Origin of the sequence: Nonomuraea guangzhouensis (genome assembly GCF_019396345.1) — a bacterium.
Taxonomy (GTDB): domain Bacteria; phylum Actinomycetota; class Actinomycetes; order Streptosporangiales; family Streptosporangiaceae; genus Nonomuraea; species Nonomuraea guangzhouensis.
Window position 1 is genome coordinate 184,777 of sequence record NZ_JAHKRM010000007.1, and the last position, 17,209, is coordinate 201,985.

Here is a 17,209-nt window from a genome sequence, read left to right on the forward strand (position 1 = left end):
GCCCTATGAGTAGGGGTTCCTTGCCCGGACATCGGGACGACTGCCCGTTGTCCCCAGCCGGGCGGGACCGATGGCGATGCCGCCGGCGGGACCGCCGCGCAGGCTCATTCCGGTCACGCCTGGACGGTCCGCGGCATGTACACGGACCGATCCGCCGGGCCACGACAGATCCAGCGCTGAGTCGTCTTCAGCCACCCGAGCCTCCAACAGGTCCCCGAAGACGAGCCGAGAGAAGCCGAGGTCCGTCGACGCCAGGTGGGTGGTTCCCAGCCGTGCGACCGCTCCCGGTGCGGTCTCCCACAGCTGGGTCCACCAGAGCGGTTCCGTGGCTCCCCGGGAGCTGGGGAAGTCCTCGAGGTCACGGGTACGACTCGACAACAGCTGCTCGACAGGCGGATAGCTCCGGTCGGACTGCGCGAGCTGGATGACGACACCGTGCTTGTCGTCGGGCGCGATGAACGCCTCGCGCCACGGCGGGTGGTCGTGGTCCTCGCCCACGACGGTCAGGCCGAGCGCGCGGGCGTGTGCCACCATCGCGCGCAGGTCCGGTACGACGAAGGTGATGTGGTGCGGGCCCTCGCCGCGGGCACTCAGGAAACGGGTGAGGAACCCCGCGCCCCTCGGCTCCAGGAGCTCCACCCTCGCGCCGTCGTCGGCGGTGCCGACGTGGAGCAGCAGGTATCTGAACTCCGCGAGCTGCTCACCGAAGATCGGGGTCGCGCCCAGCTCGCGCCGCAGCCGCCGTGCCCAGCCCATCGCGTCGTGGACGGCGAACGACGTGTGATCAAGGGCTATGCCGGCGATGACACCGCTCCCTTCACGCGCCCCGCTGCCACGACTGCCGCCACGACCATGGCGTCGCGCTGCGCGGCCAGGGTATCGAGGTCACCGGACCCGGCGGCCGCCAGCCCGTCGACCAACCGGGCCGCGGTGGCCTCGTCCAGGTGTGGGTGACCCAGGTCGTCCCACCAGCGGTTGAAGCTGTCGGCGTACCGCTCGCAGAAGGCGGCGAGGCCTCCGTCGCCGGCGCCGAGATGGAAGAGCGTCGTCGGCCCCCAGGCGGCCCAGCGGAGACCTGGCCCGGAGGAGATGGCGGTGTCGATGTCGTCCACGGATGCCACGCCCTCGTTGACGAGGTGGATGACCTCTCGCCACAGGGCGGCTTGCAGCCGGTTGGCGACGTGGCCGGGGACTTCCCGCTTGACCTCGATCGTCACCTTGCCGACGGACTCGTAGAAGCCACGGGTCCACTCGATGACGCCGGCGCCTGTCCGCTCGTTGCCCATGACCTCGACGAGGGGGATCAGGTGCGGCGGGTTGAACGGGTGACCGAGGACGAACCGGTCCGGGTGCTCCCAACCGGCCTGAAGTTCGGTGAGGGTCAGGCCGGATGCTGACGACGCCACGATGGCACCCTCGGCAAGGGCGGGTTCGATCTCGGCGTACAGCTGGTGCTTGAGCTCGATCCGTTCGGGCACGCTCTCCTGGACGAATTGGGCGTCGGCTACCGCCGTCCGCGCGTCCGCGCACACGAGCAGCTCACCTTCCGGCTCGGCCCGGGTCGCCAGACCGAGCTCGACCAGGGCCGGCCACGCTGTCTCCACCGCGCGGCGGACCCGCGCCTCCGCGGCCGGGTCGGGGTCGTACAGCGCGACCGACTTCCCGGCGGCCAGGAACAGGGCGGTCCAGCTCTGGCCGATCACTCCGCCGCCGAGCGAGGCGACGCGGGCGACCCCAGAAGGTGACTCAGAAGGTGACATGGTCGGCTCCCTTGAGACCGAGCCGCTCCCGGGCCTGCGCCGGGGTGGCGATCTCATGTCCGAGTGCCTCCACGATGCCGCGGATCTTGCGTACCTGGCCGGCGTTCGACGTCGTGAGTTCGCCCGGTCCGATGTACAGGCTGTCCTCCATGCCCACCCGCAGGTTGCCGCCGAGCATGGCGGCCTGCGTCGCGAACGGCATCTGGTGGCGTCCGGCGGCGAGCACCGACCACTCATAGCTGTCCCCGAACAGCCTGTCCGCCACCGTGTGCATGTGCTGGAGGTTGTCGAGGTCCGCGCCGACACCGCCGAGCACACCGAAGACCATCTGCACGAAGAAGGGCGGCTCGATCCAGCCCTGGTCGATGAGCCAGGCCAGGTTGTAGAGGTGGCCGAGGTCGTAGCACTCGAACTCGAACCTGGTCCCGTGGCCATGGCCGAGTTCCTTCACCACGTACTCCAGGTCGGCGAAGGTGTTCTTGAAGACGAAGTCACGCGTCATCTCCAGGAAGGCCGGCTCCCAGTCGTGCTTCCACTGGGAGTGCTTCTCCAGCATCGGGAAGATCCCGAAGTTCAGCGAGCCGACGTTGAGCGACGCCATCTCCGGGGAGGTCGCGACGGCGGCGCGCAGTCGTTCCTCGCGGGTCATGCCGAGGCCCCCTCCCGTCGAGACGTTCAGGACGGCGTCGCAGCCACTCTTGATCTTCGGCATGAAGTCCAGGAACAGCTCCGGTCGTGGGTCGGGCCTCCCGGTCTCGGGGTCGCGGGCGTGGAGGTGAATGATCGCCGCGCCCGCTTCGGCGGCCTCGATGGACGCGGCGGCGATCTCGTCAGGGGTCACGGGCAGGTGCGGTGACATCGTCGGGGTGTGGATTCCGCCGGTCGGTGCGCAGGTGATGATGACAGGCTTCGACATGGCCGCTCCTTCAGTTGGTGAGGATGGGGACAGCTTCCTCATGATCGCGCCCGGTGCCGGAGCCCGCCACATACGACCGGTAGGCGTCGAGGACAAGGCCGTGGAAGTGGTGCACGCCGTGCTCGGACAGCCCGGAGCCGGCCGGGTCGTAAACGATGCGGCCCTGGTCGAAGGCGGGGGTGCTCATGCCGCGCTGGACGCTCTCCACGAGGGAGATGTCCTGCTCCTGCAGCACCTTGTCGATGTACGTCACCGACTGGACCTCGGCGCCGGTGAGTTCGGCCGTTTCGAAGTAGAAGTCCCAGGTCTCCAGGGTCCGGTCGGGGCCCGCCGGAACGACCTGGAAGACCATGAAGTTGCCGCGGCCCGGGTAACGCAGCAGACAGGTGTTGGGCCAGAGCCACCACACCGCGTGCTGGGTGACCGACGCGTCTGAGACGTCGTACGCCGAGTTCTCGTGCTTGCCGGCCTCGGCGAAGTGGCTCGACCAGATGCCGTGGGTCTTCACCTCGTAGGTGCTCATGTCGACGAGGTCGACGAACTCCTTGTGGGCGATATGGCAGTGGTAGCACTCCAGGAAGTTGTCGATGACGTTCTTCCAGTTGGTCCTGACGTCGTACGTCAACCGCTTGGCGTGGGTCAGCCGAGCGACGTCGGGGGCCCACCGGGCGATGTCGGCCGCCAGGTCCCCGGCCTGCTCGCCCAAAGGAGCGGCGCCCGGGTCCAGATTGACGTAGACGAACCCGCCGAACTCCTCCACCCGCACCTGGTCGAGGCAGATCTCGCTCTTGTCGAAGGTCTCCATCCGCTCGGCGCGACGAGCCGCCTTCAGCTGCCCGTCGAGGCCGTAGGTCCACGCGTGGTAGGGGCAGACGATGTTGCGTGTGGTGCCTGAGCCGGTGAGCAGCTCATGGGCGCGGTGCTTGCAGACGTTGTAGAACGCGCGCAGTGCTCCGTCGCGATCGCGGACGATCGCGATCGGCATGCCGGCCACGATGGCCGACACGTAGCTGCCCGGCGACTCGAGCTTCTCCACGTGGCAGATCCACTGCCAGGTCCGGCCGAAGATCGCCCGGACGTCGACGTCGAGCCACAGTGGGTCCGTGTACGCCTCCGACCGCAGCGACATCGATCGTTCGGGCTTCTCGTGGAACCCGAGGCCGACGCGGCGTACGTCTTCCGCAGTGACTGATGCCATGGCGGGAGCGTACGACGGTTTGGACGATCGTTCAATGTCTATCTGGACGTTCGTTCAAAGTTGCCCGTAGCGTGACCAGTCAGTCGGCGAGCGCGATCTCCTCGCAGCGAGCGACGCTTCTTCTGATCGAGGCGCGGTCGAGCCCCAGCAGGGCGGTGAGCCACAGGCCGTTCTGGACGACGTCGATGTCGGCGGCCCGCTTGCCGCACTCGCCGCGCGACAGCTCAGGCCGGGCCGCGCGGATGAGGGCGGCGAGCCCGGCGCGGTAGCGCTTCTGGGCCACCGTGTTGATGCGCTCGAAGTCCTCGTGAACCTGGGCGAGCGCCCAGAGCTGGAGTCGCCGGGACAGATACTCCGTCGTCAGGAACTCCGGGTCGGCCACCCGCTTGAGCGCGGCGCGCAGCCGCTCTTCGGGGTCCAGGGCGAGGTCCGGCTCGACCATCGCGATGTCCTGCTCCTCGATGCGGTGCAGGGCCGCACGGATCAGGCTCGTCTTGTCCTCGTAGTAGTAGTTGACCAGCCCCAACGAGACCCCGGCTTCGCGCGCGACGGCACGCATGCTGACCCCGGATATGCCCTGCAGGGACAAGAGCCGAAGCACCGCCTCAAGGATCCGCGCCTGCCGGTCGACCTTCTCATCGGCGTCCGCCGCGCGCACGGACCTCGGACTCACATCCACGACCTTAGTATCCGGCAGGATGCTGAGGCGAATGACCGTCCTCTCGCCGCTGAGCCGATCAGGTCTCCCGGGTCAGGAACTGGTGGAGGCTTCGGCAGGCCCTGGTCAGCGAGGTCGAGCCGCGTTTCTTCGCGTGGGCGGCCACCTCCGGGAACTCGCCCCGCGCGCCGGCCCATGTGGCGATGTCGGTGGCCAGCACGACGGCGTCGGTGTGCGGACGCTGGGCCCGCTCGCCCTCCCTCGGGAGGAAGACGGCCAGGAAGTGGCGCAGGATCGTCCATACCTCGGCGTGCGCGCCCTGCTTGGCGGCCAGTTCCAGTGAGGGCAACGCGGGGTCGGCCGCGTAGCGGGTGCGGCGGCCGAGCAGGCCCAGCAGGCGGCCCGTCTCGGCGGCGGGGAGCGCGCCCTTGGCCGCCAGCTGAAGCAGTGGGGGCACCGCGTCGTCGCCCTCCACGGTGAGGAAGTAGGCCAGGACCAGGGCCGTCGCCGGGCCGGACGCGCCTTCGGCCAGGGCCAGGTTGCGGAGGTCGTCGATCGCGATGTCGGGCGGGTCGAAATGGCCGATCAGGCCGATCGCCAGATGAGCCGCCGCGAGCTCCCGGTGGTGGGGCGTCATGCCGGGCCAGAAGTGACGTGACATGCGCCGGAACGGGCGCATTTCGGGCGCGGTCAGCAGGGCGTCGAGGTGGGCGAGACCGGTGGGCTCCACGGGTTGCCAGCTGACGTTGGCGATGCCGCGCTGGTCGAGGACATGGTCGTCATAGGGCACGACGCGGGAGCCGAGTTCGAGGGTCCAGGTCAGCTCCACCTCCGGGGGCGGGGGCGCGCCGCGCTCGAACCAGCGGGCCACCACCGCGGCGGCCGCCGAGCCGATGATCTTCGCGCGTTCGGCCAGGTCAGGGGCGGGGTCGGGCGGGAGGCGTAACAGGGCTTGTGCCACGTCCAGCGGGAGCGGTTCGCAGCCGGATTCCGCGCACCCGGCCAGGCGGTCGAGCAAGGTCTCGGGGTCGAGGTGGCCGTCGGCGCGGGTGGGGGTGGCCAGCAGGACCGGGGGCAGGGCTCCGGCCTTCGCCGCGCGCAGGAGTTCGTCGAGGCGGGACAGGAGGAAGGCATGGGGGCGGGCGCACTCCCGCAGGTGGGGGAGGCGGTTCCAGGGGGCGGGCGCCGGTCGCGCCTCCGGGTCGTAGAGGTCGGTCTGGATGTCGGTCGTCCGCAGAATGTCCTCCTGTACGTAGTCGGGCATCTCATGGAGCGGGACGACCATGCGGAGGCCGGGGAACAGCCGGAAGGCCGTGGCCGCGACGTTCACCATGCCGTCGTACAGGGCCTGCCCGAGATCGCCTGACAGGCCGGGGAAGGCGTGCTCCGCGTCGGCCCGCTGCTCCTCGGAGGTCGTCTTCCGGTACGACGGGCGCTGCCTCGGCGGACGGGACGCGGGCGGCCCCGGATCTTCGCCGGGGTTGACGAGTTCCCTGGCCAGCGCGGTGCACCAGTCACGCGGGGAGTGCCACGTCGGCGCGTCGTAGAGCACCGGCCGCAGGTGTTCGCCGAACCGCCGGGCCAGCGTCTCCTTCAGGGAGTCCGGGTTCGTGTGTGCCTCCCGCGTGACCGCCGCCAGCCACGCCTCGACGTCGATCCAACCGATCTCCTCCGGCGGGCCGCTCTCCAGGCCGGAGGTGGGGAACGGGCCGGGGGCGGTGACCTCGGGCAGGCGGCCGGGGGTGAATTCGCTGGACCAGCCTTCGACGAAGCGCTCGAAGAGCTGCCGGGCCGAGGCCGGGGGCAGGAGTTCGGCCGCCTCCAGGATCGGGGCGGGGTCGGTGAGGTGGCCGGCGTGCTTGAGGGTGAGGGTGACGGCGCGGTCGCGTACCTCGTGAGAGGCGTGCGCGTACGCGTTGGTCAGCGCGGTGACGTGGTCGGCCACCCGTTCCGGGTGGTGGCCGAGGTCGCGGTCGAGCCAGGTCAGGCCCTTCACGGCGAGCTTGGCCTCTTGGCGGAAGGTCATCGCCTCGATGGCCTCGGCGACGTCCGCCGGGTCGAGCCGCGCCCGGCGTACCTGCTGCCAGGCCAGTTCGGCCACCGGGCCCGGCGCGGCGGGCAGCAGGCGCAGGTAGTCGCGCAGCCGCCCGGCCGACTCCTCTGGCGTGGGCGCCACGAGCGTGTGCAGCCGGACGAAGAACCGCAGGTCCTGCGTGTCGCCGCCGCGCAGGAAACGGCGCACGCAGCCGGTGATGATCTGCTCGCGCGGCAGCGTGCGGGCGGTCAGGGCCAGCCAGCGGGACGGCTTCGGGGTGAGTGTCTCGTTGACCAGCGCCCGGCCCGTGCCGGCCGCCTCGAAGATCTTCGGAAGCAGGTGGGGCGTCAGCGGGTCCTTGGCCACGCCCACCGCCGACAACCAGGCCGCCACCAGCGGTTCGTGGTCGGGTGGGGTGGCCTCGCCGTCACGCAGCAGTGCCAAGGCCAGCGGCACGATCCGGTCGTCGGGACGGCGGATGCGGCGCGCGAGCCGTACCGCCAGATCGGCCCGCCAGGCCACCGGGCGGCCGGAGACCGCCTTCACCAGCCGGTGCGGGCTCGGCGCGCCGGACCAGCGGGGATTGAGGTCGCGCTTCATCAGCCAGGTGGCCGCCCCGGCCGGGCCGGGAATGGTCGCCGCGCCCACCATCATCAGCACCTCGGACGAGCCGGCGGTCCAGTCGAAGGCGTCCCAGCCGAAGGTGGCGGTCGGCAGCGGGTTCGCGCGGAGCTCGGCGAGCAGGCCCGGCAAGCCGGCGGCGACGGTGGCCCGCTCGGCGTCGGTGAGCTTCGGCAACCGCGACGCCAGACCCTCGGCGTCGTGGTTGAGCACGAGATTCCTGATCTCGGTACGGATGTCGTCAGAAGTCATGATGTGGCTCCGGTGAGCTGGGCGTGCAGGCGCTTGCACTCATGGACGAAGCGGATCGTCCGGCGGCTCCGCGCGAACTCGCCGACGACCGGGATCTCCCCGCGCGCGCCGGTCCAGCGGGCCACGTCGGCGGCGAAGGCGACGAGTTCGGCGTGGGTCGCGGTGATGCGCTGCCCCTCGCCCGGCAGCATCCCGGGCAGCAGGGCGCGCAGGATGCGCCACACCTCATGGTGGCCGCCGGCCTCGGCCAGCTCGGTCAGGACCGCGATGGCGGGGCGGGTCTCCTGCCAGGTGCGGCGCAGCACCAGCGCGAGCTGGCGGCCGATCGCCTCGGCGGGCAGCTCGCCCCTGGCGGCCAGGCTCAGGACCAGCGGGATCATGCTGGACCCGGTGTCGGCCAGGAGGAAGGCGAGGATCACCGCCGTGGACTCGCCCATCGGGCCCTGGGCGATCTCCAGGCCGGTGATGTCCGCCGGAACCATCCCCGCGCCCCAGTGCCCGCTCAGCAGGAAGGGCAGGAAGTTGACGGCCACGACCTCGCGGTGCGAGGGCAGCATGGCGGGCCACGCCCTGAGCGCGCCGCCGAACTCGTCGGCCGCCCAGTCGAACGGCTCGCGCAGCAGCACCTCGTCGATCAGCCGATGGCCGGTCGGGGCCGTCACCCGCAGCACGGGCTGCAGCCTGACCTGGGTGAAGTGCTCCGGTTCGCCGTCGCCGAACTCGACCATGGACGCGCCGACCATGTGGCGCCACACGTGGCCGCACTCGGGGTCGGCCATACCGTCACCGGCGAGCCAGCGGGCGGCCGAGCGCGCCGCCGCCGAGTCGACCTTGGCGGCCCGGTCGGCCGCGGCCGGGTGGCCGCCCCGGGGCAGCCGCAGCAGCGCCTGCGCCAGGTCGGCCGGGGGTGGCTCCATGCCGGCGGCGGCGCAGGTCTCCAGCCGGTCGATCAGTACGTCGGGGTCGAGGTGGCCGCTCATCCAGGTCGGCGTGGCCAGCAGCACCGGCGGCAGGGTGCCGTTGCGCATGGCCTCTGCGAGTTCCGCGTAGCGGTGCAGCCGGAAGTCGTGGGGCGGGGAGACGCGATCGGGGTGGGGCAGCCGGTTGCGCCGCCGCCACTCGTCGTGCTCGGGCAGCTCCTCGGGCATGAAGGACCGCAGCCGGGGCGGGACGAAGTCGACGGTCACCTGCACGAGCGGCTCGCTTGGGCCTGGCGGGGGTACCTGCTCCTCCGCCCGCATCGCCGCGATCCGGGCGGGGTCCACGCCGAGCTCGGCCATGCGCTCGTAGACGTCGTCGAGGATGAAGGACGGCATGGCCTCCTCGGAGTCGTCGTACAAGACGCCGGGCCTCGTCCGCACCGGACGGAGGTGATCCGGCAGCCCGTCGTCGGTGGGGGAGCCGTACAGGTGGATCCGGCCCCTGGCGAAGGGGATCTGCTGGTCGCCCTCGCGGGCCACCGCCCCGCCCGGGCCGTCGTCGCTGGTCCAGGTGATGAAGAAGGTGCGCAGTGGGGCGTCGTCGTCGAGGTAGCGGCCGGGCTGGTAGGCGCTGCCCATCATGATCCCCCGGCGCCCTGGCTCCGGGGCGGGCTCCTCGCCCCGGGCGAGGGCGCGTACTCCCACGGAGTAGCTCGCGCCGTCCCAGAACTTCTCCGGCCCGATCGGTGGTGGCTCTGCCACGCTGCCGGGGGTCACGAGCTCGGCGGCCAGCGCCGACTGCCAGTCGTCGGAGTCGACGCGCACCTCCCTGGACCGCCAGTAGCCCTGGTCCTGCTCGACGTGGGGCTTGAGCGTGCGGCGCAGTTTCTCCCGGTCGTCGGCGATCCCGGCGACGAAGGCCGCCAGCCAGCGCTCCTGGCCGATCCAGTGCTCGTGGTGGTCGGGGAAAATCGACGGCTCGGGGAACCGCCGCGCCTGCGGCGGTTCGGGCAGCGGCGGGAACTCCTTGTCCTGCAGCAGTTCCTCGACCGGGGCCTCCCCGCCGAACCGCTCGGCCAGCTTCGCGCCCAGGTCGGCGGGGAGGTGGCGGACGCCGTCGAGGATCGTCCCGGCCTGGTCGGCGAACAGGCCGGCGTGTTTCAGGGTCAGCTCGACCGCGCGGTTGCGCACGTCGAAGGACTTGTGCGCGTACGCCGTGGTCAGCGCGGTCACGAAGTCGGCGGCCGCCTCGGGCGTGGCCCGGATCGCCTGGTCGAGCCAGCGCAGGCCGATGGCGGCGAACTTGGCCTCGTCCCGGAAGGTGAGCGCGTCGACCGCCTCGACCAGGTCGGCGTGGTCGAGCGGCATCGCCCCGCGCACCTGCCCGGCAGCCAGTTCGGCGACCGTGCCCGGAGCCGAGGGCAACAACCGCAGGTAGTCGCGCAGGCGGGGAGCGGACTCCGCGGGCGTGGGGTCCAGGAGCGTGTGCAGCCGGACGAAGAACCGCAGGTCCTGCGCCTCGCCACCGCGCAGGAAACGGCTCACGCAACCGTCTAGCACCTGCTCCCTGGGCAGTTCGCGGGCGACGGCGGCCAGCCAGCGGGTCGGCCGGGGCTCCAGCCGCTCGTCACGGAGGGCGCGGCCCGCGCCGTCGGCGGCGAAGACACGAGGCAGCAGCACGGGGGTCAACGGGTCACCGGCCACGCTTGGCGCGGCCAGCCAGGCGGCCACCAGCGGGTCGTGGTCGGGCGGCACGGCGCCGGACTCACGCAGCAGCGCCACGGCCAGCGGCGCGACGCGGTCGGCGGGACGGCGCACCCGCTGGGCCAGCCGGACCGCGACATCACGACGCCACTCCAAGGGGCGGGTGGCCGCCACCCGGCACACCTGGGCGACATCGGGGTCCTCGGCCCAGCGGCGGTTGACGTCGCGGCTGGTCATCCACGTCACGGCGGCCGCCGGGCCGGTGATGACGCCGACACCGGCCAGCAGCAGCGCGCCGGCCACCTCGTCGAGCAGGTCGCCGACCTCCCAGGAGACCATCTCCGCCAAGTCGTCGGGATGCTCGGCGCGCAGCTGCTCGGTGAGGGCGCGGCGCAGCTCCTTGACCAGGCCGGGTAGCCGCCCGCCCAGCTCGGCGCGCTCCTCCTCGGTGAGCGTGACCAGCCGGTCGGCCAGGCGGGCGACCTGGTTGCCAGTGATCAGGTCGCAGATCTCCGTCCAGAGGGTCATCGGGAGACCTCCACGGCGGCGCGGGCGACGATCCGGGCGGCCAGCACGTGTTTGCACGGCCCACGGGAGCCGCGATGGTCCCACCACCACTCGCAGGTGCAGGAGCCGTCGGCCAGCAAGACCCGGCGCGCGCCGCCCGAGGTGCGGACGGTGGCCGACTCGCCTTCGAGGTGCACGGCGCCCGCGTCGACGAGCTTGCGCGCCTTGGCCAGCCGCGGGTTGAGCAGGAGCACGTTGTCCTTGTCATAGGGCAGCTCACGGTGGAAGTGGGCGGCCTCCGACAGGTCGTAGCCGACCCGGCCGGCGACGCCGAGCTGCGTCAGCGCGGTCCGCACCCGGTCGGCGGGGATGCCCGCTCGGTCGGCCAGCAGGCCGATCTCGATCTCGGGCTCGAAGTTGAGCAGCATGCCCACCACGTCGGCGTCGTTCTCGGCCTCGTCGGTGGCCAGGTCGTCGAGCACCGCGCCCTCGCCGGAGAAGCCGCGCCAGCGCTCGGGCGAGAGGGTGAGCGTGTAGCGCATGCCCGGCAGCTCCAGCTCCCAGGCGCTGGAGGCGGCGTCGGCCGGGCCGTACACCCGCAGGGACTTCGCGAAGCGAAGCAGCGGCAGGAGGGTGCCGAGCCGGTTGGGGCCGGCGAGCTGGACCGATCCCGGAACCTGACGGTCGGAGAGCTTCAGCTCACGACCCGCCTGCGCCACCCACACCGTGCCCTTCTTGGGCAGCCCGCGCAGGAACCGCACCGCCGCCATGCCGGTCAGCTCGCCGCGCTGGTCCATGCCCGAGGCGATGACCTGCACCTCGGCGAATCCGCGTAACCAGCGCTCGGGCAGCGGCACCTTCTTCTCCACCACCGCGCCGTCCATCGTGGTCACGACCAGCTCGTCGAGGCCCACCCCCAGGTGCAACGGGTCACGTGCGCCGATGCGCGCCAGCGCCTCCCGGAGCGGTGCGTTCACGTCGACGTTGGTGGTACCCCGGTCGAACACTTCGCCGTCGAGCGCGCCGTTCAGCAGATCAAGCCGGGCGTACACCCCGCCACAGGCCGAGAACGACTCGAACCGCAACCGGTCTCCGTTGCACGTCACCACCGGGTCCCGCACCCAGCCGGGCCGCGCCTGCGGCTGGTGGTAGCGGGCCAGCGCCACATCGGCGACGCTGAGCAGGCCCGCCGCGGCGGGGGCTGCCTGGGTCACCACGCCGCTGAAGAACCGGGGGGCCACGGCCGGGCCGGACAGGGCCCGCCCGCCGGAGGTCGCCAACCCGAGACGACCGTCGACAAGGGAGGAGGGCGCGGCGTACGTGTACGCCTGCGTCGCTGAAGTCATGGCCGGGACAATAGATCGCCCCACTGACAAACCGGAGCGGCAGATTCACCGGCAGCCCGCGAGCTCCGGCGTCACGTGATCACCTCGCCAGCCCTGTGTGGGCGGCCGTCCACGGTGACGGTGCCCGAGGCGGTCGAGACGTCGATCGTCCGCCCCCGGTACGTCAGCCCCGTCAGCTCCAGCCCGCCGTCCGGCAGCGCCGGCGGCGTGACGACCAGGCCGCCGTCGAGCCGGAATCGCACACCCGCCGCCCCCGTCAGGATCGCCTCCGCACCGGCCAGCCCGGCGACGATGTTGATCCGCCGTCCCTCGGGCGGCGCCGCCGGGCGGTCGCAGTAGTGCTCCTGGGGGAAGTACGGGAAATGCCGCCCCATCCAGAGCAGCCGCCGCATGACGTCCCAGGCGAGGCCGGGCTCGCCGCGCTCCCATAGCGTCAGGGCTAGCTGCGGGCCTTCTCCCGTGTACGCCCCGCCGCCCGACCAGTCGGTGTCGCCGAGCTCGTAGTGCAGCCGGTCGTCCGCGGCCACGGCGCTGACGCCGTACGGGGACAGGAACGAGCCCTCACGCAGCTGTCCGAGCATGGCATCGGCCATCTCGGGCGTGCAGGCGCCGTTGCGCATCGCGTCGAACGCCTGGACGTGCCGCACGAGCTCGCTTTGCCCGTCGGGGTACCGGCAGCGGAACCAGCCTTCCTGCTCGTCCCACAGCTCGCGGGCGATCGCGTCCCTGATGTCGCGGGCGCGGGAGCGCAGGTCGCCGACGGGCAGCCGCGCGCCGGACGCCTCGGACAGCTCGGCGAGCCGGTCGAGGCACCAGGCGCGTTCGGCGTTGGGGCTGGCGACCACGTGCTCCCAGCCCGTGCCGCGCATCTCCAGCAGGTTGTGCTGGGTGCCGTAGTCGCGCAGCGCCCCCGCCGGGGTGAAACGGGCGTCCAGGCCCTCGACGAGGTCGTGGAGCTGGGTGACCAGGGCGGGGGAGAGGCCGAGGTGGGCGGCGACGGCGGTGGCGAGGGTGACCAGCGACCAGCCGCTGTACGCGTACGGGACGCCGAGGCCGCTGCCGTCGGGGGCGATCGCGTAGTGCCGGGTGAGATCCACCTTCATGAGCGATTCGAGGACGCCGGTGGCGGCGTCGCCGAGCATGAGGGTGAGCAGGTGGGGGGCGTACCCGCCGGTGTCCCAGGCGTACGCGCAGAGCGCCCCGCCGTCCAGGCCGGATGTGGCCACGAACGGCGAGGTGATGAAGCCGGGGTTGTCCCAGAGGCAGACCAGCCCGCTGACCAGGGAGCTCCGCCAGTACTCTGCCAGCCCGGGGATGTCGCTGGACAGCCGCGGCACGTGCGCCAGCGCCCGGGTCACGCGCTGCGACGACCACCGGGCGGCCTCGGCCGCCAGCTCCCGTGGCCTTCCGGAGGCCGTGCCCGTGTGGACGGCCAGCGCGAACACCGCCGTCCCGCCCGCGGGGACGTCCTGGCGCAGGCCCTCGTGGGAGAGCTCGACGGTGAGGTCCCCGGCCCGCCAGGTCCACGGGCCCGTGCTGACGGCCTTCGGGCCGGGGGCGGGCGGCACCCAGCCCCAGTCGCCGAGCGGGACGCGGTGCGGCCCGCCGGGGTCGACATGGGGTTGGAGGGTCACGGTGACGTCCCGGTCGGCCCGATTGGCGATCTCCACCTCCAGGACGAACCCCGCCTGCCCGTACAGAGGGGTGAGCGTGCTCTGCACCCGGAGCGACAGCAGCTCGCCGTCGTGGCGGCGGTGGTAGGTGCCGTGCCTGACGATCCGGCCGGGCCACCAGGTGCCGCCCGCGTACAGCAGCCCCACCCCGGCCACGCCCGGCGCCGCGCCGTCGGCGATCCGGTGCCCGTCCATGTCCAGTTCGACGGCCAGCTCGGCGTCGGGCGCCGCGTACGGCGGCGCGAACCACCCGCCGACCCCGCACACCGACCCCGGCCGGGCGTGGACTGTGGTCCAGCCGCTGGTCACCCAGGTGTGGCCGGGCGCCATGCTCTGGCGCAGGTCGAAGGCGAGCTCGTCAACGGTGTAAGGCATGCGTCAACCCCGTGGAGGAGAGGGAGGGATGGGCGGCCGGCGGCTCTGGCGCTCGTGAACCGATGCTGACACCGGCCGTTATCCGTCGCAAGAGTTACGCCCGAGTTACCCGAGTTTTTCATTCAGGTATTGTCATCGAACCGGTCCAGCGTTACCTTCCTCACAAGGTGTTGGACCGGTTTGACAAAAGGCCGGGCGCAGCTGAGGACGGGCATGGAGAAAATCACGATCCGCGATATCGCACGCCTCGCCGGCGTATCGAAATCGACCGTGTCGCTGGTGATCAACAACAGCCCGCGGGTCGATCCGGCGACCAGGCGCCGCGTGCTGGCGGTGATCACGCGGCACAACTACGTGCCCAGCGCCACGGCGAGCGCGCTGGCGAAGGGAGGACGGCCGCCGTTCATCGGCATGATCGTGCCGGGACTTACCTGGCGGATGGTGGCCCCGCTGAACTTCGGGGTGGCCTCCGTCATCGAGCGCACGCCGTACGAGATCATCCTCTACACGAGTACGAACGACCATGACTACGCGCCCGTCATCGACCGCATGCTCGCCTCGGGTCTGTCGGCCGGGGTTCTGGTGATCAGCCAGGACCAGGCCATGCAGCCGCTGCTCGACCTGCACGAGCAGGGGGTGCCCGTGGTCCTCATCAACACCCTCGGCTCCCACTTCGACCTGCCGTCGGTCGAGGCCGACAACTACGAGGGCGCGTACGGCGCGGTCCGCCACCTGCTGGACCTGGGCCACCGGCGGATCGCGTCGCTGGCCGGGCCGATGACATACCCGTGCTGCCAGGACCGGCAGCGCGGCTACGAGGACGCCCTGACCGAGGCGGGCGTCCCGATCGACGTCTCGCTCACCCTGCAGAGCGGGTTCGAGCCGCCCGTCGCCCGTGAGCTGGTGCGCGAGCTGCTGGATCGGGCCGACCGGCCGACGGCGGTGTTCGCGCACAACGACGTCACCGCCTACGCCGCCATGGAGGCCGCCGCCGACCGCGGCCTGCGGGTGCCCGAGGACGTGTCGGTGGCGGGATTCGACGACATACCGTCGTCGGCGCACGTCAAGCCCGCCCTCACCACCGTCGGCCAGCCGTTCGAGGCGATGGGGCAGCAGGCGGCCCGCATGCTGCTCGCCGCCATCTCCCCGGAGTCCGCACCAGGCGGGCAGGGTCAGCCGCCCGCCCGCGTCCATCTGCCGACCACCCTCGTCGTCCGGGACAGCACGGGGCCCGCCCCCGCCTGACACCCGGCGTCCATCCCATCGACGAAGCGAAGACCGCGCCCCGAGGGGCGCCGGTCGAAATCCCCCTGCCCGTCGAAAGAAAGGACCCTCCCCATGGGTCGCCTCACCAAGGCACGGCGCCGGGCGGCGTACGTCATCTCCGTCGCGCTGCTCGCGGCGCTCGGACTGGCGTTGCCCGCCACCGCCGCCGACCCGACCGAGATCATGCCGGCCGACGCCCTCGCGGCGTTCACCCAGTTCACCGGGACCCCGGCGCCCCAGACGAAGATCGTCTCCGTCCAGGGCCAGCCCAGCTTCGACAAGGCACTGCAGATCACCGTCACCGGCCAGCCGAGCTCGCCCGGCCTGGACGGCGAGTACTCGCTGGGCGTCGGCGCCCCGTCCGCGCAGCCCACGGTCAAAGGCGAGGCGATGCTGGCCACCTTCTGGGCGCGCTCGGTGACGCCGACCGCCTCCGGTTCCGGCCTGGCCCACTTCGTCTTCGAGCAGAACGGCGGCGGCTACACCAAGTCCACCCAGGCGGCGATGAAGGTCGGGTCCGGCTGGCAGCGGTTCCAGCTGCCGTTCCGGATGGTCGCCGACTACGCGGCCGGGCAGGTCCGGATCAACTTCTGGCTCGGTTACGGCCCGCAGGTGCTGCAGATCGCGGGCGTGTCGGTGCTGCGGTACGGCCCGGGCACCCCTGCCGGATGGCCCCAGTCCACCTACGCGGGTCGTGAGGCGGGGGCGTCCTGGCGGGCCGCCGCCGAGGACCGCATCGAGCGCAACCGCAAGGGCAACCTGTACGTCAAGGTCGTCGACGCCCAGGGCCACCTCGTCCCCGGCGCCACCGTGCGGGCGGACCTGACCAGGCACGCCTTCAAGTTCGGCTCGGCCGCGGACGGCATACGCCTGATGACGCAGAACACCGCGGGGCAGAAGTACCGCGACACGCTGCTGGCCAACTTCAACCAGTTCACGCTCGGCAACAACCTCAAGTGGAACCACTGGGAGAACGTCACCGAGCGCGACACCTACACCCTGCCCGCCCTCCAGTGGGGCCGCGACAACGGCCTGTTCGTCCGCGGGCACACGCTGATCTGGCCGTCGTGCGGGAACATGCCCGCCGACGTCTGCGGTCTGCGCGGCGACCCTGCCGCGTTGCGGAACAGGATCGACACCCACATCACCGACGAGGCGAGCACCCTCGCCGGCAAGATCGACGAGTGGGACGTGGTCAACGAGCCGTACGCCAACCACGACGTGCAGAACGTGCTCGGCGACGGCGAGATCGACCGCTGGTTCCGGCTGACCCGGCAGGCCGACGCGGGCCCCAAGCTCTACCTCAACGACTACGACATCATCGAGGACAACGGCTGGGAGGTCCGCCACCAGGACCAGTTCGCCGCCCTGGCCCGCACGCTGAAGGACGGCGGGGCACCCATCGGCGGGATCGGTATCCAGGGGCACTTCGCCGGTGAGCAGCTCACCCCGCCGGCCGACCTGGTGACGCTGATCAACAAGTTCGGCGCGCCCGGCCTGCCGATCGCGATCACCGAGTTCGACGTCGGCACCACCGACGAGCAGCTCCAGGCCGACTACACGCGGGACTTCCTGACCACCATGTTCAGCATGCCGCAGGTCACCGGGGTCAGCACCTTCGGCTTCTGGGAGGGCGACACCTGGGATCCCAAGCGGGCGCTGTTCCGTACGGACTGGACTCTCAAGCCCAACGGCCAGGCGTGGCGCGACCTCATCTACGGCGCGTGGTGGACGAAGGCGTCGGCCACGACCGGCTCGACCGGCTCGACCACGGTGCGCGGCTTCCTCGGCGACTACACCGTGAAGGTCACCGTCGGCGGCGTCACCAAGCAGGTCGCCGTCTCCATGCCGACCATCGCCGGCAAGGCGATCACGGTGGTCGCCGGCTGACCCCCGCGCATCGGGTCGGCTGTCGTCGGCTGACCCCCGCGCATCGGGTCGGCTGTCGTCGGCTGACTCCCGCGCATCGGGTCGGCCG

General features: G+C 71.7%; 11 protein-coding genes. 2 read left to right on the plus strand and 9 right to left on the minus strand.

All coding sequences use genetic code 11. The annotated features are described in order from the left end of the window. Positions 1 to 3 precede the first annotated feature (3 nt). The 9 genes from KME78_RS16030 to KME78_RS16070 all read right to left on the minus strand — a co-directional run bounded on the left by KME78_RS16030 (position 4) and on the right by KME78_RS16070 (position 13,965). Positions 4 to 804: a VOC family protein gene (locus tag KME78_RS16030; protein ID WP_308126989.1), complete on the minus strand. Its 801-nt coding sequence runs from the start codon at positions 802 to 804 to the stop codon at positions 4 to 6. Then, a complete protein-coding gene (locus KME78_RS16035; protein ID WP_219529683.1) occupies positions 792 to 1,760 on the minus strand; it encodes a 3-hydroxyacyl-CoA dehydrogenase NAD-binding domain-containing protein in 969 nt (322 codons plus the stop codon). Before KME78_RS16035 ends, KME78_RS16030 begins: the two co-directional genes overlap by 13 nt. Next, positions 1,747 to 2,676 carry a 3,5-dioxohexanoate:acetyl-CoA acetone transferase gene (kce, locus tag KME78_RS16040; RefSeq protein ID WP_219529684.1) on the minus strand — a complete coding sequence of 310 codons (930 nt, stop codon included), beginning with the start codon at positions 2,674 to 2,676 and terminating at the stop codon, positions 1,747 to 1,749. The genes KME78_RS16035 and kce overlap by 14 nt, the downstream gene beginning before the upstream one ends. A gap of 10 nt (positions 2,677 to 2,686) precedes the next feature. Beyond that, positions 2,687 to 3,874, minus strand: coding sequence for an aromatic ring-hydroxylating oxygenase subunit alpha (locus KME78_RS16045; protein ID WP_219529685.1), 1,188 nt, complete (start codon positions 3,872 to 3,874; stop codon positions 2,687 to 2,689). 79 nt (positions 3,875 to 3,953) lie between these two features. After that, on the minus strand, positions 3,954 to 4,547 hold the full coding sequence (locus KME78_RS16050; RefSeq protein ID WP_308126975.1) for a TetR/AcrR family transcriptional regulator: 594 nt from the start codon (positions 4,545 to 4,547) through the stop codon (positions 3,954 to 3,956). A gap of 64 nt (positions 4,548 to 4,611) precedes the next feature. Then, positions 4,612 to 7,440 carry a hypothetical protein gene (locus KME78_RS16055; RefSeq protein WP_219529686.1) on the minus strand — a complete coding sequence of 943 codons (2,829 nt, stop codon included), beginning with the start codon at positions 7,438 to 7,440 and terminating at the stop codon, positions 4,612 to 4,614. Next, positions 7,437 to 10,592, minus strand: coding sequence for a DUF7824 domain-containing protein (locus tag KME78_RS16060; protein WP_219529687.1), 3,156 nt, complete (start codon positions 10,590 to 10,592; stop codon positions 7,437 to 7,439). The genes KME78_RS16055 and KME78_RS16060 overlap by 4 nt, the downstream gene beginning before the upstream one ends. Next, positions 10,589 to 11,917, minus strand: coding sequence for an SWIM zinc finger family protein (locus KME78_RS16065; protein WP_219529688.1), 1,329 nt, complete (start codon positions 11,915 to 11,917; stop codon positions 10,589 to 10,591). The genes KME78_RS16060 and KME78_RS16065 overlap by 4 nt, the downstream gene beginning before the upstream one ends. A 71-nt stretch (positions 11,918 to 11,988) precedes the next feature. Beyond that, positions 11,989 to 13,965, minus strand: coding sequence for an MGH1-like glycoside hydrolase domain-containing protein (locus tag KME78_RS16070; RefSeq protein ID WP_219529689.1), 1,977 nt, complete (start codon positions 13,963 to 13,965; stop codon positions 11,989 to 11,991). A 213-nt stretch (positions 13,966 to 14,178) separates the two neighbouring features. Here KME78_RS16070 and KME78_RS16075 point away from each other — a divergent pair, with 213 nt between their 5' ends. Both KME78_RS16075 and KME78_RS16080 read left to right on the plus strand, forming a co-directional pair. Next, positions 14,179 to 15,210 (plus strand): LacI family DNA-binding transcriptional regulator, encoded by a 1,032-nt coding sequence (locus KME78_RS16075; RefSeq protein ID WP_219529690.1) that lies wholly within the window; start codon positions 14,179 to 14,181, stop codon positions 15,208 to 15,210. Between the two features lie 93 nt (positions 15,211 to 15,303). After that, positions 15,304 to 17,121, plus strand: a complete 1,818-nt coding sequence (locus KME78_RS16080; protein WP_219529691.1) for an endo-1,4-beta-xylanase — start codon at positions 15,304 to 15,306, stop codon at positions 17,119 to 17,121. Positions 17,122 to 17,209 lie beyond the last annotated feature (88 nt).

Bases quoted from the DNA above. Each gene is read 5' to 3' on its own strand.
- KME78_RS16035 (WP_219529683.1), bottom strand. From the start codon at position 1,760: ATGTCACCTTCTGAGTCACCTTCTGGGGTCGCCCGCGTCGCCTCGCTC.
- kce (WP_219529684.1), bottom strand. From the start codon at position 2,676: ATGTCGAAGCCTGTCATCATCACCTGCGCACCGACCGGCGGAATCCAC.
- KME78_RS16045 (WP_219529685.1), bottom strand. From the start codon at position 3,874: ATGGCATCAGTCACTGCGGAAGACGTACGCCGCGTCGGCCTCGGGTTC.
- KME78_RS16055 (WP_219529686.1), bottom strand. From the start codon at position 7,440: ATGACTTCTGACGACATCCGTACCGAGATCAGGAATCTCGTGCTCAAC.
- KME78_RS16060 (WP_219529687.1), bottom strand. From the start codon at position 10,592: ATGACCCTCTGGACGGAGATCTGCGACCTGATCACTGGCAACCAGGTC.
- KME78_RS16065 (WP_219529688.1), bottom strand. From the start codon at position 11,917: ATGACTTCAGCGACGCAGGCGTACACGTACGCCGCGCCCTCCTCCCTT.
- KME78_RS16070 (WP_219529689.1), bottom strand. From the start codon at position 13,965: ATGCCTTACACCGTTGACGAGCTCGCCTTCGACCTGCGCCAGAGCATG.
- KME78_RS16075 (WP_219529690.1), top strand. From the start codon at position 14,179: ATGGAGAAAATCACGATCCGCGATATCGCACGCCTCGCCGGCGTATCG.
- KME78_RS16080 (WP_219529691.1), top strand. From the start codon at position 15,304: ATGGGTCGCCTCACCAAGGCACGGCGCCGGGCGGCGTACGTCATCTCC.